This window comes from Pseudomonas sp. PvP009 (assembly GCF_017832995.1).
Lineage (GTDB): Bacteria > Pseudomonadota > Gammaproteobacteria > Pseudomonadales > Pseudomonadaceae > Aquipseudomonas > Aquipseudomonas syringae.
On record NZ_JAFIBG010000001.1, the window covers coordinates 4,289,261 to 4,306,125 of the forward strand.

The 16,865-nt window shown below is 60.3% G+C and carries 14 protein-coding genes; 4 read left to right on the forward strand and 10 right to left on the reverse strand.

The window, feature by feature from the left end; all coding sequences use genetic code 11:
* Window positions 1-43 precede the first annotated feature (43 nt).
* The 3 genes from guaA to JOE29_RS18375 form a co-directional block, all read right to left on the reverse strand.
* Complete coding sequence (gene guaA, locus JOE29_RS18365; RefSeq protein WP_003409133.1) at window positions 44-1,621, reverse strand: glutamine-hydrolyzing GMP synthase; 1,578 nt, start codon at window positions 1,619-1,621, stop codon at window positions 44-46.
* 123 nt (window positions 1,622-1,744) lie between these two features.
* Window positions 1,745-3,214 carry an IMP dehydrogenase gene (guaB, locus tag JOE29_RS18370; protein ID WP_003314194.1) on the reverse strand — a complete coding sequence of 490 codons (1,470 nt, stop codon included), beginning with the start codon at window positions 3,212-3,214 and terminating at the stop codon, window positions 1,745-1,747.
* 94 nt (window positions 3,215-3,308) lie between these two features.
* Window positions 3,309-3,857, reverse strand: coding sequence for a hypothetical protein (locus JOE29_RS18375; RefSeq protein WP_057406371.1), 549 nt, complete (start codon window positions 3,855-3,857; stop codon window positions 3,309-3,311).
* A gap of 131 nt (window positions 3,858-3,988) precedes the next feature.
* Between JOE29_RS18375 and xseA the strand changes: the two genes are divergently transcribed.
* From xseA to JOE29_RS18395, 4 genes are all read left to right on the forward strand, one after another.
* Window positions 3,989-5,368 carry an exodeoxyribonuclease VII large subunit gene (gene xseA, locus JOE29_RS18380; protein WP_003421936.1) on the forward strand — a complete coding sequence of 460 codons (1,380 nt, stop codon included), beginning with the start codon at window positions 3,989-3,991 and terminating at the stop codon, window positions 5,366-5,368.
* Between the two features lie 7 nt (window positions 5,369-5,375).
* Window positions 5,376-6,200: a M23 family metallopeptidase gene (locus JOE29_RS18385; RefSeq protein ID WP_057406372.1), complete on the forward strand. Its 825-nt coding sequence runs from the start codon at window positions 5,376-5,378 to the stop codon at window positions 6,198-6,200.
* Window positions 6,201-6,572: 372 nt separating this feature from the next.
* Entirely contained in the window at window positions 6,573-8,243 is a 1,671-nt protein-coding gene (leuA, locus tag JOE29_RS18390; RefSeq protein WP_003421933.1) for a 2-isopropylmalate synthase, read from the forward strand.
* Window positions 8,244-8,599: 356 nt separating this feature from the next.
* The gene (locus JOE29_RS18395) at window positions 8,600-9,469 is read left to right on the forward strand and encodes an oxaloacetate decarboxylase (protein WP_003314188.1); all 870 of its coding nucleotides are present in this window, start codon (window positions 8,600-8,602) and stop codon (window positions 9,467-9,469) included.
* Between the two features lie 111 nt (window positions 9,470-9,580).
* Here JOE29_RS18395 and JOE29_RS18400 read toward each other — a convergent pair whose 3' ends face one another.
* The 7 genes from JOE29_RS18400 to hisS all read right to left on the reverse strand — a co-directional run bounded on the left by JOE29_RS18400 (window position 9,581) and on the right by hisS (window position 16,852).
* Window positions 9,581-10,027, reverse strand: a complete 447-nt coding sequence (locus JOE29_RS18400) for a FlxA-like family protein (RefSeq protein WP_210079743.1) — start codon at window positions 10,025-10,027, stop codon at window positions 9,581-9,583.
* 59 nt (window positions 10,028-10,086) lie between these two features.
* Window positions 10,087-10,878, reverse strand: a complete 792-nt coding sequence (locus JOE29_RS18405) for an amidohydrolase (protein ID WP_161421208.1) — start codon at window positions 10,876-10,878, stop codon at window positions 10,087-10,089.
* Window positions 10,866-12,014, reverse strand: coding sequence for a pyridoxal phosphate-dependent aminotransferase (locus JOE29_RS18410; RefSeq protein ID WP_024683228.1), 1,149 nt, complete (start codon window positions 12,012-12,014; stop codon window positions 10,866-10,868). Before JOE29_RS18410 ends, JOE29_RS18405 begins: the two co-directional genes overlap by 13 nt.
* 109 nt (window positions 12,015-12,123) lie before the next feature.
* Window positions 12,124-13,596, reverse strand: a complete 1,473-nt coding sequence (gene der, locus JOE29_RS18415) for a ribosome biogenesis GTPase Der (protein WP_003409123.1) — start codon at window positions 13,594-13,596, stop codon at window positions 12,124-12,126.
* 138 nt (window positions 13,597-13,734) lie between these two features.
* On the reverse strand, window positions 13,735-14,889 hold the full coding sequence (gene bamB, locus JOE29_RS18420; protein ID WP_003409122.1) for an outer membrane protein assembly factor BamB: 1,155 nt from the start codon (window positions 14,887-14,889) through the stop codon (window positions 13,735-13,737).
* Window positions 14,882-15,523: a tetratricopeptide repeat protein gene (locus JOE29_RS18425; RefSeq protein WP_003409121.1), complete on the reverse strand. Its 642-nt coding sequence runs from the start codon at window positions 15,521-15,523 to the stop codon at window positions 14,882-14,884. The genes bamB and JOE29_RS18425 overlap by 8 nt, the downstream gene beginning before the upstream one ends.
* A gap of 39 nt (window positions 15,524-15,562) precedes the next feature.
* Window positions 15,563-16,852: a histidine--tRNA ligase gene (gene hisS, locus JOE29_RS18430; protein ID WP_198705486.1), complete on the reverse strand. Its 1,290-nt coding sequence runs from the start codon at window positions 16,850-16,852 to the stop codon at window positions 15,563-15,565.
* Window positions 16,853-16,865 lie beyond the last annotated feature (13 nt).

Consider the following 16,865-nt stretch of genomic DNA (forward strand, 5'->3'; position numbering starts at 1 on the left):
GGCATTTCTTGCTAGATCGTGCCGGACAATGCCGGACGTCCAATCATTCCCACTCAATAGTAGCCGGCGGCTTGCTCGACACGTCGTAAGTCACCCGCGAGATCCCTTCGATCTCATTGATGATCCGGCCGCTCACCGTCTCCAGCAGCTCATAAGGCAGGTGTGCCCAACGAGCAGTCATGAAGTCGATGGTTTCCACCGCACGCAGTGCGACGACCCAGGCATAACGGCGGCCGTCGCCGACGACGCCGACTGATTTGACCGGCTGGAACACGACGAATGCCTGGCTGACCTTGTGGTACCAGTCGGCCTTGCGCAGTTCTTCGATGAAGATGTGGTCGGCACGACGCAGGATGTCGGCGTATTCCTTCTTCACTTCGCCGAGGATGCGCACGCCCAGGCCGGGGCCTGGGAATGGGTGGCGGTAGACCATGTCGTAGGGCAGGCCGAGTTCGAGGCCCAGGCGGCGGACTTCGTCCTTGAACAGCTCGCGCAGTGGCTCGACCAGCTTGAGGTTCATTTCTTCCGGCAGGCCGCCCACGTTGTGGTGCGACTTGATGACGTGGGCCTTGCCGCTTTTCGCGCCAGCCGACTCGATGACGTCCGGGTAGATGGTGCCTTGCGCCAGGTACTTGATGTTGTCCAGCTTGCAGGACTCGGCATCGAACACGTCGATGAAGGTGCGGCCGATGATCTTGCGCTTCTTCTCTGGATCGCTCTCGCCTGCCAGGTTGTTCAGGAACTGCTCTTCGGCGTTGGCGCGGATCACCTTGACGCCCATGTTCTCGGCGAACATGGCCATCACTTGCTCGCCTTCATGCAGGCGCAGCAGGCCGTTGTCGACGAATACGCAGGTCAGTTGATCGCCGATGGCCTTGTGCAGCAACGCGGCAACGACAGAGGAGTCAACGCCGCCGGACAGGCCCAGCAACACGTTGTCAGTACCCACTTGGGCGCGAACCTGAGCGATAGCGTCTTCAGCAATCTTCGAAGGGGTCCACAGCGCTTCACAGCCGCAGATGTCGAGGATGAAGCGCGACAGGATGCGACCGCCCTGCTTGGTGTGGGTCACTTCCGGGTGGAACTGCACGCCGTAGTAACCGCGAGCGTCGTCAGCCATACCGGCAATCGGGCAGCTCGGGGTGCTGGCCAGAATGTGGAAGTCTTCCGGCAGTTTGGTGACCTTGTCACCGTGACTCATCCATACGTCGAGGCCAAACAGGCCGTCGGCGTCGATATGGTCTTCGATACCATCGAGCAGACGGCTTTTGCCGACTACGTCAACGCGAGCGTAGCCGAACTCGCGCAGCTCGGAACCGGCAACCTTGCCGCCCAACTGCTCGGCCATGGTCTGCATGCCGTAGCAGATACCGAAAACCGGCACACCCAGGTCAAATACCGCTTGCGGGCAGCGCGGGCTGTCGGCTTCGTGTACGGACTCGGGGCCGCCGGCGAGGATCACGCCTTTTGGAGCGAATTCGCGAATCGCTTCGTCGTCCATGTCAAACGGATGCAGCTCGCAATACACGCCGATTTCGCGCACGCGGCGGGCGATCAGCTGGGTGTACTGGGAACCGAAGTCGAGGATCAGGATACGGTGGGCGTGAATGTCGAGGGCCATGGAAACTCTCTGAGCAGCTGCAAGCTATACGCTGCAAGCGGCAAGTTGTCGGAATCAATGCGGTAGTTACATGTGCGTAACTACCGCTTGTAGCTGATTGCTTGGGGCTTGAAGCTGGAGGCTTTAGCCGACGCGATAGTTCGGCGCTTCCTTGGTGATCTGCACGTCATGGACGTGGGACTCAGCCATACCGGCACCGGTGATGCGAACAAACTCGGGCTTGGTACGCATCTGCTCGATGTCGGCACTGCCGGTGTAGCCCATGGAGGAACGCAGGCCGCCCATCAACTGATGGATGATGGCCGACAACGGACCTTTATAGGCCACACGGCCTTCGATACCTTCCGGCACCAGCTTCTCGGCACCTGCGGACGAATCCTGGAAGTAGCGATCGGACGAGCCTTGCGCCTGGGACATCGCACCCAGCGAGCCCATGCCGCGATAGGCCTTGTAGGAACGGCCCTGAAACAGTTCGATCTCGCCTGGCGCTTCTTCAGTACCGGCGAACATCGAGCCCATCATCACGCAGGAGGCGCCAGCCACGATGGCCTTGGACAGGTCACCGGAGAAGCGGATACCGCCGTCGGCGATCATCGGCACGCCAGTGCCTTCAAGGGCAGCGGAGACGTTGGCGATGGCGCTGATCTGCGGCACGCCGACACCGGCAACGATACGCGTGGTGCAGATGGAGCCCGGGCCGATACCGACCTTGACTGCATCGGCGCCTGCGGCAACCAGTGCCCTGGCTGCTTCGCCAGTGGCGATGTTGCCGCCGATGACCTGCACCTGCGGGAAGTTTTCCTTGACCCAGCGGACGCGGTCGATCACGCCTTTGGAATGGCCGTGAGCGGTATCGACGACCACGACGTCAACGCCAGCCGCGACCAGTGCGGTGACGCGCTCGCCGGTGTCCTTGCCGGTACCGACTGCAGCGCCGACACGCAGGCGAGCCTGATCGTCCTTGCTGGCCAGCGGGTAAGCCTTGGCTTTCTCGATGTCCTTGACGGTCATCATGCCCTTGAGCGCGAAATTAGCATCCACGATCAGGACTTTTTCAAGGCGGTGCTTGTGCAGCAGTTCGCGCACTTCGTTCTTGTCGGCGCCTTCACGCACGGTGACCAGACGCTCTTTGGGCGTCATCACTTCGCGGACAGGGACATCAAGACGATTTTCGAAGCGTACGTCGCGGGACGTCACGATGCCGACCAGGTCGCCATTGTGCAGGACCGGTACGCCGGAAATGTTGTGCATGCGGGTGAGTTCGAACAGATCGCGGACAGTGGCGTCGGCTTCGATCGTGATCGGGTCCTTGACGACACCGGCCTCGAACTTCTTGACCTTGCGCACTTCGGCAGCTTGCTGCTCGATGGTCATGTTCTTGTGGATGATACCGATACCGCCTTCCTGGGCCATGGCAATTGCCAGACGGGCCTCGGTGACTGTATCCATTGCAGCAGAGACCAAAGGTATATTCAGCTCGATGCCACGGGTCAAACGGGTTTTCAGACTGACTTCGTTGGGAAGTACCTCGGAATAACCGGGCACAAGGAGAATGTCGTCGAATGTAAGGGCTTCTTGACTGATACGCAGCATCGCGGGGGCTCCCGGGCGGGAAATTGGAAGCGCGCCATTATACCCACAGACCCCGCCCGGCTCAATGTAAACCTCAGCCTATTATCAAAGCTGTTTATAGACGCACATTAACGCAGGAGACCGGGCGATCCAGACGTTCGGCGAAGTCATCCAGAAAGGTCTGCGTGAACGACGCATCCAGCCAGTTATTGAAGATGAAACCGAGGTTGGAAAACCCGCAGGCGTCGAGAAAAAGAAAGCCGTTGATGTCATCTTCATGGCGGCATTCGGGGCAGGTGAAATTATCGGTGTGACCGGGCATCCAGTCTTCCAGGCTGTCGAACAGCGCCTCCCCCACTTCGCGGCGACACTCCGGGCAACCGGCCTCTTCGGCAAAGTCGTTCAGCGGGGTATAGATGCAGCGCTTGGTGACGATTTCCAGCCCGTTGACGACCTGTCCGAACGGCAACGCATCGGGATTCTTCACCACCCGCCTCGCTCCCGGTGCCACTGCGTAGGCCATCTTGTTATAGGTGCGTCCGCACGTGGTCAGCTCTGGCTCGACCACATTGAGCTTGACCAACCAGCGCAGGATCAGCCGCGCCCTGGCCTCGTGCCCGGGAAAGGTGGAGATTTGCGGGACGATGATGCTTTGGGTGTTCATAACGGAGCGTCGCTTAAAGCTGTTCGAGGCCGCAGCTTAATGGGCTGGCCATTCAGGTCAAGAAGCAATCCTGCCTTTACCAACGAGACAGACCTGTGCGCCAGACCGGCATTGCCATTATGATGCCCGACATGATCAAAGACCCTTTCGCAAGACTCGGCCTCGACCGGGAAGTCCTTACTGTCAGCCAGCTCAACGGCCGCGCCCGCGTGCTGCTGGAAGACGTGTTCAGCAGCATCTGGGTCGAGGGCGAGATCTCCAACCTCTCGCGCCCGGCCTCGGGCCATGTGTACTTCACGCTGAAGGACTCTGGCGCGCAGGTACGCTGCGCGTTGTTCCGGCAGAGCGCAGCGCGGGTGCGTCAGGCGCTCAAGGACGGCTTGCAGGTCAAGGTGCGCGGCAAGGTTTCGCTGTTTGAAGGTCGTGGCGACTATCAGCTGATTCTCGATACGGTGGAACCTGCCGGTGATGGTGCGTTACGCCTGGCGTTCGATGCGCTGAAAGCCAAGCTCAGCGATGAAGGCCTGTTCAGCGCCGAGCGCAAGGTCGCGCTGCCGCTGCACCCGCAACGTATCGGGATTATCAGTTCTCCGACCGGTGCGGTGATCCGCGACATCATCAGCGTGTTCCGCCGTCGCGCGCCACGGGTCGAGCTGACCTTGATTCCCACAGCCGTTCAGGGTCGCGAGGCGATCAACCAGATTGTCCGCGCACTGAAGCTGGCCGACAGCAGAGGCTTCGATGCACTGATCCTGGCCCGTGGCGGCGGCTCGCTGGAGGACCTGTGGTGCTTCAACGAAGAAGCCGTCGCCCGTGCCATCGACGCGTGCGTGACGCCGATCGTCAGCGCTGTCGGGCATGAAACCGATGTGTCCATCAGCGACTTTGTCGCCGACGTGCGCGCACCGACGCCCTCAGCTGCCGCCGAACTGCTCGCCCCGGATTCAAGCGACCTGCATCGACGCGTCGACAACCTGCACCGGCGACTGGTCAGCCGCATGCAGGACCGCCTGATGCGCGAGCGGCTGCGTCTTGAGGGTATTTCCCGGCGTCTGCGCCACCCTGGCGAACGTTTGCGTCAGCAGTCGCAACGGCTGGACGACCTGGACATGCGCCTGCGCCGCGCCTTCGAACAGAACATGCATCAACGTCAGCTGCGTCTGGCGCACATGCAGAGCCGCCTTGCTGCCCAGCATCCAGGCCGGACCCTGGCCTTTTTGCGCCAGCGTCTGGATGCCCTGGCCGAGCGTCTGCCGAGAGCCATTCGCGAACAGATCAAGGCGCGCAAGCTGCAACTGCAAAGTCAGGTGCAGACCCTCAACGTGGTCAGCCCGCTCGCCACACTGGGACGCGGTTACAGCATCCTGCTCGACGAGCGCGGCCACGCGATCCGCAACGCTGCACAGACGCAAACGGGCCAACGGCTTACCGCCAGGCTCGGCGAAGGCGAACTGCACGTGCGCGTCGAAGACAATCACCTCACACCCGTGACCCTCTCCCTTCTGGACTGACTGCCTGATGCTACGTTTTATCGCCCCGCTGTTCGCCCTGCTGCTCTGTCTCCCCGCCCACGCCGACAGTTTCATCACTCGCGCACTCGACAAGCCGGTGCCCGGCGGTGTCGCGGTTATCGACCTGGGCACGGGCGCTCAGGCACCGACCGCCACCTATCAAGGCAAACCGGTGCTGGTGGTCAAGGAACAGGGCACACGCTGGCTGGCCATCATCGGCATTCCGCTGACCGTCAAACCCGGTACCCAGCAAGTCACGTCCGGCGGGCGCACGCTCAACTTCACCGTTGGCAGCAAGAAGTACCCGGAACAGCACATCACGCTCAAGAACAAACGTCAGGTCAATCCCAACCCCGAAGACAACAAACGTATCGAGGGCGAACTGGCCGAGCAACTGCGTGCCTACCGCAGTTTCAGCCCGGGCACGCCAAGCAATCTGATTCTGGACAAGCCGGTCAACGGCCCGTTGTCGAGCAAGTTCGGTGTGCGTCGCTTCTTCAACGGCGAAGAGCGCAACCCGCATTCGGGCCTCGACTTCGCGGTTCCTGCAGGCACGCCGATCAAATCTCCGGCAGCGGGTAAGGTCATCCTGACCGGCAATTACTTCTTCAATGGCAACACGGTATTCGTTGATCATGGGCAAGGCTTCATCAGCATGTTTTGCCATATGTCGAAGATCGACGTGAAGGTCGGCGACCTCGTCCCGCGTGGCGGAGTGGTTGGCAAAGTCGGCGCAACCGGTCGCGCAACCGGGCCGCACATGCACTGGAACGTCAGCCTCAACGATGCGCGCGTGGACCCGGCGATCTTCATCGGCGCGTTTCAGCCGTAAGCCTGTTGGTGAGCGAGTGTTACCCCGCTCGCTCACCTGCCCCCTCATTGCGCACATCGCTTTCGTCCAACAACAACCTGTACATAAAGCGTAATATCCCGCTATAAAAAATCGCCAAAAGCGCCTTTTCGAGAATTTATTCCAATCTTTTTCAAATGCTTGCCATCATCCATGCCAATGGTTACGGTTGGCCTCATGAAAACCTCTCAAACCCTTATTCTGTTGCGCCAACATCGGTGCCTCAGCCTGGTCAGCGCCCGACTGCCTGGCTAGCATGCTGTGCCTCGTCCCTGTGTTCGCAACTCCCTGTGCTATCTATCCAGAACGGCAGGCCGCCCAACCCCGGCCCCGTGAATACAAAAGGATTTCCTGATGACCATGCTCAAAGACCCCTCGAAGAAGTACCGTGCGTTCCCGACCATCGATCTGCCTGACCGCACCTGGCCTTCGAAGACCATCGACGCAGTGCCGATCTGGTGCAGTTCCGACCTGCGCGATGGCAACCAGTCGCTGATCGAGCCGATGGACGCGGCCAAGAAGCTGCGCTTCTGGAAAGCCCTGGTCAGCGTCGGCGTCAAGGAAATCGAGGCATCCTTTCCATCGGCTTCGCAGACTGACTTCGACTTCGTGCGCACCCTGATCGAAGACGGCCATATCCCGGATGACACCACCATCCAGGTACTGACCCAGGCTCGCGAAGACCTGATCGCCCGCACCTTCGAATCGCTGCGCGGCGCCAAGAAAGCCATCGTTCACCTGTATAACGCGACCTGCCCGTCGTTCCGCCGCATTGTCTTCAATCAGGACAAGGCCGGGGTGAAAGAGATCGCGGTCAACGCGGCCAAGCTGTTCGTTAAATACGCAGCACAACAGCCGGAAACCCAGTGGACCTTCCAGTACTCGCCGGAAACCTTCAGTGCGACCGAGCTGGAATTCGCCAAGGAAGTCTGCGATGCGGTGATCGAGGTGTGGAACCCGACGCCCGAGAACAAGGTGATCCTCAACCTCCCGGCGACCGTGGAAGTAGCGACACCCAACATTTACGCCGACCAGATCGAGTGGTTCGGCCGCAACATTACCCGCCGCGACAGCGTGCTGATCAGCCTGCATACCCACAACGACCGTGGCACGGGCGTTGCCGCCACCGAGCTGGGCCTGATGGCCGGTGCGGATCGCGTCGAAGGCTGCCTGTTCGGTAACGGCGAGCGGACCGGCAACGTCGATCTGGTCACCGTAGCGCTGAACCTCTACACCCAGGGCATCAATCCCGGGCTGGACTTCTCGGACATCGACGGCGTGCGCAAGGTCGTCGAAGAGTGCAACCAGATCCCGGTTCACCCACGTCACCCGTACGTTGGCGACCTGGTTCATACCGCGTTCTCCGGCTCGCACCAGGATGCGATCCGCAAGGGTTTCACCCAGCAGAAGGAAGGCGAGTTGTGGGAAGTGCCTTACTTGCCGATCGACCCGGCTGACATCGGTCGCAGCTACGAGGCGGTGATCCGCGTCAACAGCCAGTCGGGCAAAGGTGGCATCGCTTACCTGCTGGAACAGGAATATGGCATTTCCCTGCCACGCCGCATGCAGATCGAGTTCAGCCAGGTGGTTCAGGGTGAAACCGATCGTCTGGGTCTGGAGATGACGGCCGAGCAGATTCACTCGCTGTTGCGTCGTGAATACCTGCAAGCCAACGTTCCTTATGCGCTGATCAGCCATAAGTTGCAGGAAGAGAACGGCAACAGCTCGGTGGATGCCGAGGTGCACGTCGACGGTGAAACCCAGCACTGGCGCGGCAAGGGCAAGGGCGCCCTGGAAGCACTGGTGGCCGGCCTGCCATTGGCCGTGGAAATCATGGACTACAACGAGCATGCGATCGGCTCGGGTACCACCGCCAAGGCAGCTGCCTACATCGAGCTGCGTGTGAATGGCGAACGCGCCGTGCATGGTGTGGGCATCGATGAAAACATCACCACGGCGAGCTTCCGCGCCCTGTTCAGTGCTCTGAATCGTTCAATCAGTCAGACGCAAGCCAAGGCTGCCTGATTCAATAGCCGGATGGCGGACGCAGGTCCGCCATCCGCATCGCACTCTTCCCTCCCCGCCTCACGCTGCGCCAGCTTCTTGCATTCCGCGCATGACCCTGCCTGTTTCGGCATAATCTTTTTCATTTATGCTGTGGTAGCATGCTGCCCTTACTCCAGAGCGCGCCCAATCCAACAGCAATTCATATGCTGACGATGCCTGCTCGGACTTACCTGCCAGCTGCACCTTTCCTATAAAACCAAGACGACTATTGCATTGATTTCCGGACGAAAAGAATGCTCGGGCAGACCCACCGTGCATTGAAATTACCATCGGCCTCGGTACGCTGAGCTGATCCAATCACATTTGGAGCGATTATGCCCAAGGCTTCCCATCAAGATTTGCGCCGCAGCTTCCGTGCGCTCACCTCGTCGAACGCTTGCTTTCACACAGCCTCGGTGTTCGACCCCATGTCAGCGCGAATCGCAGCGGACCTGGGCTTTGAAGTAGGCATCCTCGGCGGCTCCGTGGCGTCGCTGCAAGTTCTGGCAGCCCCTGACTTCGCCCTGATCACCCTGAGCGAATTCGTTGAACAGGCCACGCGCATCGGCCGCGTCGCACAGCTCCCGGTCATCGCGGACGCAGACCATGGTTATGGCAATGCCCTTAACGTCATGCGCACCGTTGTCGAACTGGAACGTGCCGGTATTTCTGCACTGACGATCGAAGATACCCTGCTGCCGGCGCAGTTCGGACGCAAATCCACTGACCTGATTTCCACTGCAGAAGGTGTTGGCAAGATCCGCGCAGCGCTGGAAGCGCGTGTCGATCCGGAGATGTCGATTTTCGCTCGCACCAACGCGGCAATCATTCCGGTTCAGGAAGCCATCAGCCGGGTTCAGCAGTACCAGGCTGCCGGGGCTGACGGTATTACCATCGTCGGCATTCGCGACTTCGATCACCTGGCGCAGATATCCGAAGGCGTGACCGTGCCGCTGATGCTGGTGACATACGGCAACCCGGAACTGCACGACAACGCGCGTCTTGCCGAGATGGGCGTGAGGGTCTGCGTGCATGGTCATGCGGCGTACTTCGCTGCGATCAAGGCCACCTATGACTGCCTGCGCGAGCAGCGTCAGATCCTGGGCAGCGAATCGAACATGAGCGCGACCGAACTGACCCACACCTATACACAGCCTGAAGACTACGTAGAGTGGGCCCGCAAGTTCATGAACGTCAACGAGTGACAGGCAACGCTGGACGCTGCGCCGCCTGATCAGGGGCGCAAGCAGCTGGATGCCCGCGCAACACTGTGCGCGGGCATGATGAGCGTCACTTCGGACGCAAGGCAGGCGATATCACGCGGTGGTGTTTACACCGCCACCGGTTTCCAGCTGCAGCAACGAGGCCTGCAACGTCTGCAGGTTGGCGCTGATGGTCGCGATCTGGCCCTGAATCGCCATGGATTTCTGAGCCTTTTCTTCCGCTGAGCCGTTACCGCTTTGAGCAGCAGCCAACTGCGCCTTCTGCTCGGCGAGTTGCTTCTGAGCGTCCTTGATCTGCTGCTTTATCTGTTCGATGGTCTGATTGAGCGAAGATTCGCTGGAGCCACCCACGCTGCCGCCGCCACCCGCCGCACCGGCCTTGCCACCTTCGGTGGACGCCTGATCAGAGCTTTTCTCTGTTTCAGTAGTCGTGGTGGCAGCAGCAGTTGCGGCCTTGGCTGTTTCAGCCTCGGTAGGTTTGATCGCTAAGGTCAACGAGCTCGAGTAACTGTTCAGTGTGGATGTATTGATCGTAGTCATGGCGGTCTCCAGGAATTCTGGAGAGGCTATCGGCCGATCAGAAACATTCTGAAGTACTTTTACTCAATATTAAACGAATCAGCATCCAGCCCGGCTGGAAACCGTGTGCGGTAGGCATGCAAGTCTGCCGCGCCAAGCGTCGCCTTGAACACCCCGTCCGCTTCGCCCACGCTCAACAGGCTCTCGCCCTGGAAATCCAGAACCTGACTGTCACCGGTGTACGCAAAGCCCTTGCCGTCCGACCCAACGCGATTGACTGCCGCCACATAGCACAGGTTTTCAATGGCTCTGGCAGGCAGCAAGCGATTCCAGTGCAGACGCCGCGCACCCGGCCAGTTGGCGGTGTACAGCAACAGGTCGGTGTCCTGAGCGTCACGGCTCCAGACCGGAAAGCGCAGGTCGTAGCAGATCAGCGGGCGCACGCGCCAGCCGTTGAGTTCGAACATCACCTGGCGATCACCCGGCGTGTAATGCTCGTGCTCACCGGCCATGCGAAACAGGTGGCGCTTGTCGTAATGCAGCAGCTCACCATCCGGTCGCGCCCACAGCAGGCGATTGCGATGACTGCCATCGGCGGCGCGCATCATGACGCTGCCCGCCACCACGGCGTTGATACGCTTGGCCTGAGCCAATAGCCATACCGATGTAGGCCCGGCTTCCGGTTCTGACAGGGCCTCGGACTCCATCGAGAACCCGGTGGTGAACATCTCTGGCAGGATCACCAGGTCTGCGCCGCGCGCCTGATCCAGCAATGGCTCGAAATGCTCGAGATTGGCCTCGCGATCATGCCACGCCAGCGTGGTCTGGATCAGCGCGAGGTTGAGGTTTGGTAGCCCGCTTATATCGCGCATAGTTTCTCCGCCGCCTGACGCAGCGTCTCTTCCTGTTTGGCGAAGCACAAGCGGATCAGGCGCTGGCCTGCTGGAGGGCTCTGGTAGAACACAGAAATCGGAATGCTCGCCACGCCATGCTCGCGGGTCATCCACAAGGCCATGTCGACATCGTTGAGGTCGGGCCTGATCTGCGAGTAATCGACCAACTGGAAATAAGTCCCGCCCACCGGCCGGAAGCTGAAACGCGACTCAGCCAGATGACCACAGAAAAAGTCGCGCTTGGCCTGATAGAAGCCTGGCAGCTCGTCGACATGCTCCGGGTGTTCGGCCATGAAGTCGGCCAACGCGTACTGCAACGGCGTGACACCGCAGAAGCTCACGTATTGGTGCACCTTGCGCAGCTCGGACGTCAGCGCAGGCGGCGCGACCACGTAACCGGTTTTCCAGCCTGTGACGTGATAGGTCTTGCCGAACGAGCTGACGACGAAGGCGCGCTGATACAACGCTTCGTGGTCGAGCACGCTGACATGGCGTGCGCCGTCAAACACCAGGTGTTCATAGACCTCATCGCTGAGCAGGTAGATATCACGATCCGCGATCAGCGCGGCCAGCCGATCGAGCTCTGCACGGCTGATCAACGCGCCGCTGGGGTTGTGCGGGCTGTTGATGACGATCATGCGGGTACGCGGGCTCAGCGCATCGCTCAGCTTTTGCCAGTCGATGGCGAAGTCATCCAGCCCCAGTTGCACATGGACGCAGCGCCCACCGGCCAGTTCGACGGCGGGCTCGTAGCTGTCATAGCAAGGGTCGAAAATGATCACTTCGTCGCCGGCGCGAATCACGCTGTGGATCGCGCAGAAAATAGCCTGCGTGGCACCCGGCGTGATAGTGATTTCGCTGTCCGGATTGACCGTACGCCCATAGCTGCGGGCGATCTTTGCCGCGACTTGCTGACGAAGCGCAGGCAGCCCGGTCATCGGGGAGTATTGGTTGTGGCCTTGGGTGACATGTCGGCAGACCGCATCACGCAGCGCCTGCGGCCCGTCAAAATCGGGAAACCCCTGGGACAGGTTGATAGCCCCGGTTTCGGCGGCCAGCTGTGACATGACGGTGAAGATAGTGGTGCCCACGTTGGGCAACTTGCTGTCGATCATGGAACCCTTTCCCTGCAATCTCCCGGCACCGGGCGGCACGGGTCAAGCAGGATAGCCCATTAAACGGCCACAAAAAAAGGCGCCGAAGCGCCTTTTTCCCGATGCTGACTCAACGCTTGTCGCGGCGCTTCTTGTCGGCCTTCTTGTGGTGCGACATCATCCGACGCTTCTTGTTGACCTGACGGTCAGTGAGCGTGTTCTTGTTGCCTTCATACGGGTTCTCGCCGCCCTTGAACTCGATACGGATCGGCGTACCGACCAGTTTGAGTACACGCCGATAGGTGTTTTCCAGGTAGCGGACGTAGGACTTGGGTACCTTCTCGACCTGGTTACCGTGGATCACGATCAGCGGCGGGTTGGCACCACCCAAGTGGGCGTAGCGCAGCTTGATGCGGCGGCTGCCGACCATCGGTGGTGCATGCTCGCTGACCGCATCTTCGAGAATCTGCGTCAGGCGGCTGGTTGGCCAGCGTGTGACCGCTGACTTGAACGAGTTCTGTACCGACTGATACAGGTTGCCCACGCCCGTGCCGTGCAGCGCGGAGATGAAGTGGATGTCGGCGAAGTCGACGAAGAACAAGCGGCGCTCCAGCTCGATCTTCACGAAATCGCGTTCGCCCGGCGTCATGCCGTCCCACTTGTTCAGCGCGATGACCAGCGCACGACCCGCTTCAAGGGCGAAGCCCAGCAGGTTCAGGTCGTGGTCGACCACTCCTTCGCGGGCGTCCATCACAAAGATCACCACGTTGGCGTCCTTGATGGCCTGCAGCGTCTTGACCACCGAGAACTTTTCGACTTCCTCGTGGATCTTGCCGCGCTTGCGCACACCGGCGGTGTCGATCAGCGTGTACTTCTCTTCGTTACGCTCGAAGGGAATGTAGATACTGTCGCGCGTGGTGCCTGGCTCGTCATAGACGATAACCCGGTCTTCACCCAGCATGCGGTTGACCAGCGTCGACTTGCCGACGTTGGGACGACCGATGATGGCGATCTTGATGCCGTCTTTCTCGCTCGGGCCGGGGATGCGCTTGGCTTCCTGACCTTCGGCGACTTCCTCGACCTCAGCGCCTTCTTCAAGCTCGTCCTCGTCCCTGGGGAATTCCCGCAGGGCGATTTCGAGCATCTGCGAGATGCCACGGCCATGGGCACCGGCCACCGGAATGGCGTCGCCCAGACCCATCGGGCTGAACTCGGCGCGTGCCAGGTTCTCGTCGATGTTGTCGATCTTGTTGGCAACCACGTAGGAACGCTTGTTGCGCTTGCGCAGGTGCTCACCAATCATCTGATCAGCAGCGGTGTAGCCCGCACGGGCGTCCACCAGAAACAGCACCACATCGGCTTCTTCAATGGCCAGCAGCGACTGCTCGGCCATCTTTTCGTCCATGCCATGCTCGTCACCGGAGATACCGCCGGTGTCGATCAGAATATAGGAGCGCCCTTGCCACTTCGCCTCTCCGTATTGGCGATCACGGGTAAGACCGGACAGATCGCCGACAATGGCGTCGCGAGTCCTGGTCAGGCGGTTGAACATGGTGGACTTGCCGACGTTCGGTCGACCCACCAGGGCGATTACGGGAACCATGCGGCTCTCCACTTCGTTATTTCAGAAAATACAAAAGCCGCTGCAGGGCAGCGGCCGGAGTTCGGGGCGATGCCACAAAGGCACCGCAGCCTTGCCGAAGCAAGGGCACCCGAGGCCAATGGCCCCGGGCATGGACACTTATTGCTTGATGGTCAGGGCTTCCAGTTTGCCGCTGTTGCCATACACGTAAATCATGTCCCCAACCACCAGCGGACGCGCACGCAGGCCGTCGCTGTCGATACGTTCGCGACCGACAAAACGACCGTCCACCTGGCTCAACAGGTGCAGGTAGCCTTCCATGTCACCGACCGCTACATAGCTGGAATACACTTCCGGCGCGCCGAGCTGGCGGCGAGCCAGTGATTCGTTGCTCCACAGTGCAGAGGACGAACGCTCGTCGATACCTTCGACAGTACCGGAGGCCAGAGTGGCATAGACGCTGCCAAAGCCCTGGGCGACACCCGAGTAGCTCGAAGCATCACGCTGCCAGAGCACACGACCGCTTTCCAGATCGAGACCGGCGACGCGACCCTGATAGGTAGCGACGTACAGCGTACCGCCGGACAGCAACAGGCCGCCGTCGATATCGACGACACGATCCAGTTCCGAGCGACCTTGCGGGATGGCAACGCGCTGTTCCCAGACCGGCACGCCGTTGGTGATGTCCAGAGCGACGACCTTGCCGGTCGACAGACCCGCTACGGCAAGACGGTTGGTTGCCAGTGGAGCACCAGTGCCGCGCAGGGTCAGCACCGCTGGGGTACTTTCGTAGATCCAGAGCTGCGAACCGGTAGAGGCGTCGAAACCGACGATACGGTCATCCTGAGTCTGGACAACGACCACAGAACCGTTGGTGGCAGGTGGAGCCAGCACTTCGCTGGTGACACGAGCGCGCCACTTTTCCTCACCGGACGTGGCGTCCATGGCAATCACTTCACCCTTGAGGGTGCCGATCATTACCAGGCCATAGCCCACGCCGACTGCGCCGGAAACGGGCAGGTCGAGATCCTTCTTCCAGATCACGTCGCCGGTCAGACGGTCCAGCGACACGACTTCGCCCGTGACGTCAGCCGCATAGATGCGGTCGCCATCAATGGCCGGCACGAGCATGTTGTAAGTCTTGCCCTGACCGTCGCCAACGGAACGGCTCCACTGCTTGTGCAAAACCACTTCTTCTTTGAAGTCGGTCAGCTCGGCCGGAGGCAATTCCTTTTTGCTGTTGCTGCTGCAACCCGCGGCCAGAATGGCCAGAGCCAGCAATGCTGCATGTTTCCAACGAATCACGTCACGCATCCCCTTTCGCCAGATCGTCGAGCTTCATTTGCAGGCCACCCACTGCTGCATCTTCGGACAGAGCAGATTTGGCCTTTTGGTATGCAGCATACGCCTCGTCGGTACGACCCAGCTGTACCAGCAGGTCACCCTTGAGTTCTTCACGACTGGCGAGGAAAGCCTTGTCGGCATCGCCGTCGAGCAGCTTCAGCGCGTCATCGGTCTTGTTCTGCGCAGCCAGCACGCGTGCCAGACGCTGACGGGCAATCTCGCCCAGCGTGTCGTTGGCAGGTTTGTCGGCCACGGGTTTCAGCTCGGCTGCAGCATCATCCAGCTTGCCGGCATCGACCGCCACCTTGGCGACGAACAGGCTACCGAACTGTGCGTAGGTAGTGCCACCGAATTCGCTTTTCAGTTTGCCGGAGATCTCGGCGACACGTGCGGTGTCTGCCTGGCCACTGGGCGTCAGTGCGGTTTCCAGCAATTGCTGATAAAGCATCGAGGCGCCTTGCGACTGGCTGGCCTGATACCTGTGCCAGAACTGCCAACCCAGAACCACGACCAGGGCCAGCAGACCGCCGGTCAACAGAGGTTTGCCGTTGCGCTGCCACCAGTCCTTCATTACCGCCAGCTCTTCATCTTCGGTACCCGACACCCCAATACTCCTATTCGCTAAACGGCTGTTAAATCAGCTTCAACCCTGCACGACGCAGGAGGCCAGGTGCTCTGACAGAGCATCCCAGGCAATATTTTGTTGTTCACCCTGGCCACGCAGGGGTTTGACGCCAATGACCTTCGCCGCCAGTTCTTCTTCGCCGAGGATCAGCGCGTACAGCGCACCGCTCTTGTCGGCTTTCTTGAACTGGCTCTTGAAGCTGCCGGCACCGGCGTTGACCTGCAAGCGCAGGGTCGGCAACTGATCACGGACCTTTTCGGTAAGTGCCAGTGCGGCCAGCTCAGCCGCTTCGCCGAATGCGCACAGGTAGACATCGACCTGACGGGCAATTTCTTCCGGCACCTGCTCAAGGGTTTCGAGCAGCAGAACCAGTCGCTCGATGCCCATCGCGAAACCGACGCCTGCAGTAGGCTTGCCGCCCATCTGCTCGACCAGACCGTCGTAACGACCGCCCGCACAGACCGTACCCTGGGCACCGAGTTGATCGGTGACCCACTCGAAAACGGTCTTGCTGTAGTAATCCAGGCCACGCACCAGCTTGGGATTGATCACATAAGGAATACCGGCGGCGTCCAGACGGGCCTTCAGGCCTTCGAAGTGAACGCGGGATTCGTCATCCAGGTAGTCCGCCAGTTTCGGCGCATCGACCAGCACAGCCTGGGTTTCAGGGTGCTTGGTGTCCAGCACGCGCAGCGGGTTGGTTTTCAGTCGGCGCTGGCTGTCTTCGTCCAGTTGGTCGAGACGTGCCGAGAGGTATTCGACCAGCGCATCGCGATAACGCGCACGCGCCTCGGTGGTGCCCAGGCTGTTCAGCTCGAGCTTGACAGCGTTGCGAATGCCCAGCAGGCCCCACAGGCGCCAGGTCATGACGATCAGTTCGGCATCGATATCCGGACCGTCCAGGTTGAAGACCTCGACACCGATCTGGTGAAACTGACGATAACGGCCTTTCTGCGGACGCTCGTGACGGAACATCGGACCGATGTACCACAGTTTCTGAACCTGGCCGCCGCCAGTGATGCCGTGCTCGAGGACCGCACGCACGCACGCGGCAGTGCCTTCAGGGCGCAGGGTCAGAGAGTCACCGTTACGGTCGGCGAAGGTGTACATCTCTTTCTCGACGATATCGGTCACTTCACCGATGGAGCGCTTGAACAGCTCGGTGAATTCGACGATAGGCATACGAATCTGCCGGTAACCGTAGTTATCCAGCAGACGGGCAACAGTGCCTTCGAAGTGACGCCACAGCGGCGTCTGCTCGGGCAGAATGTCGTTCATGCCACGAATGGCTTGTAGAGACTTACTCACAGAAAATCCTTAG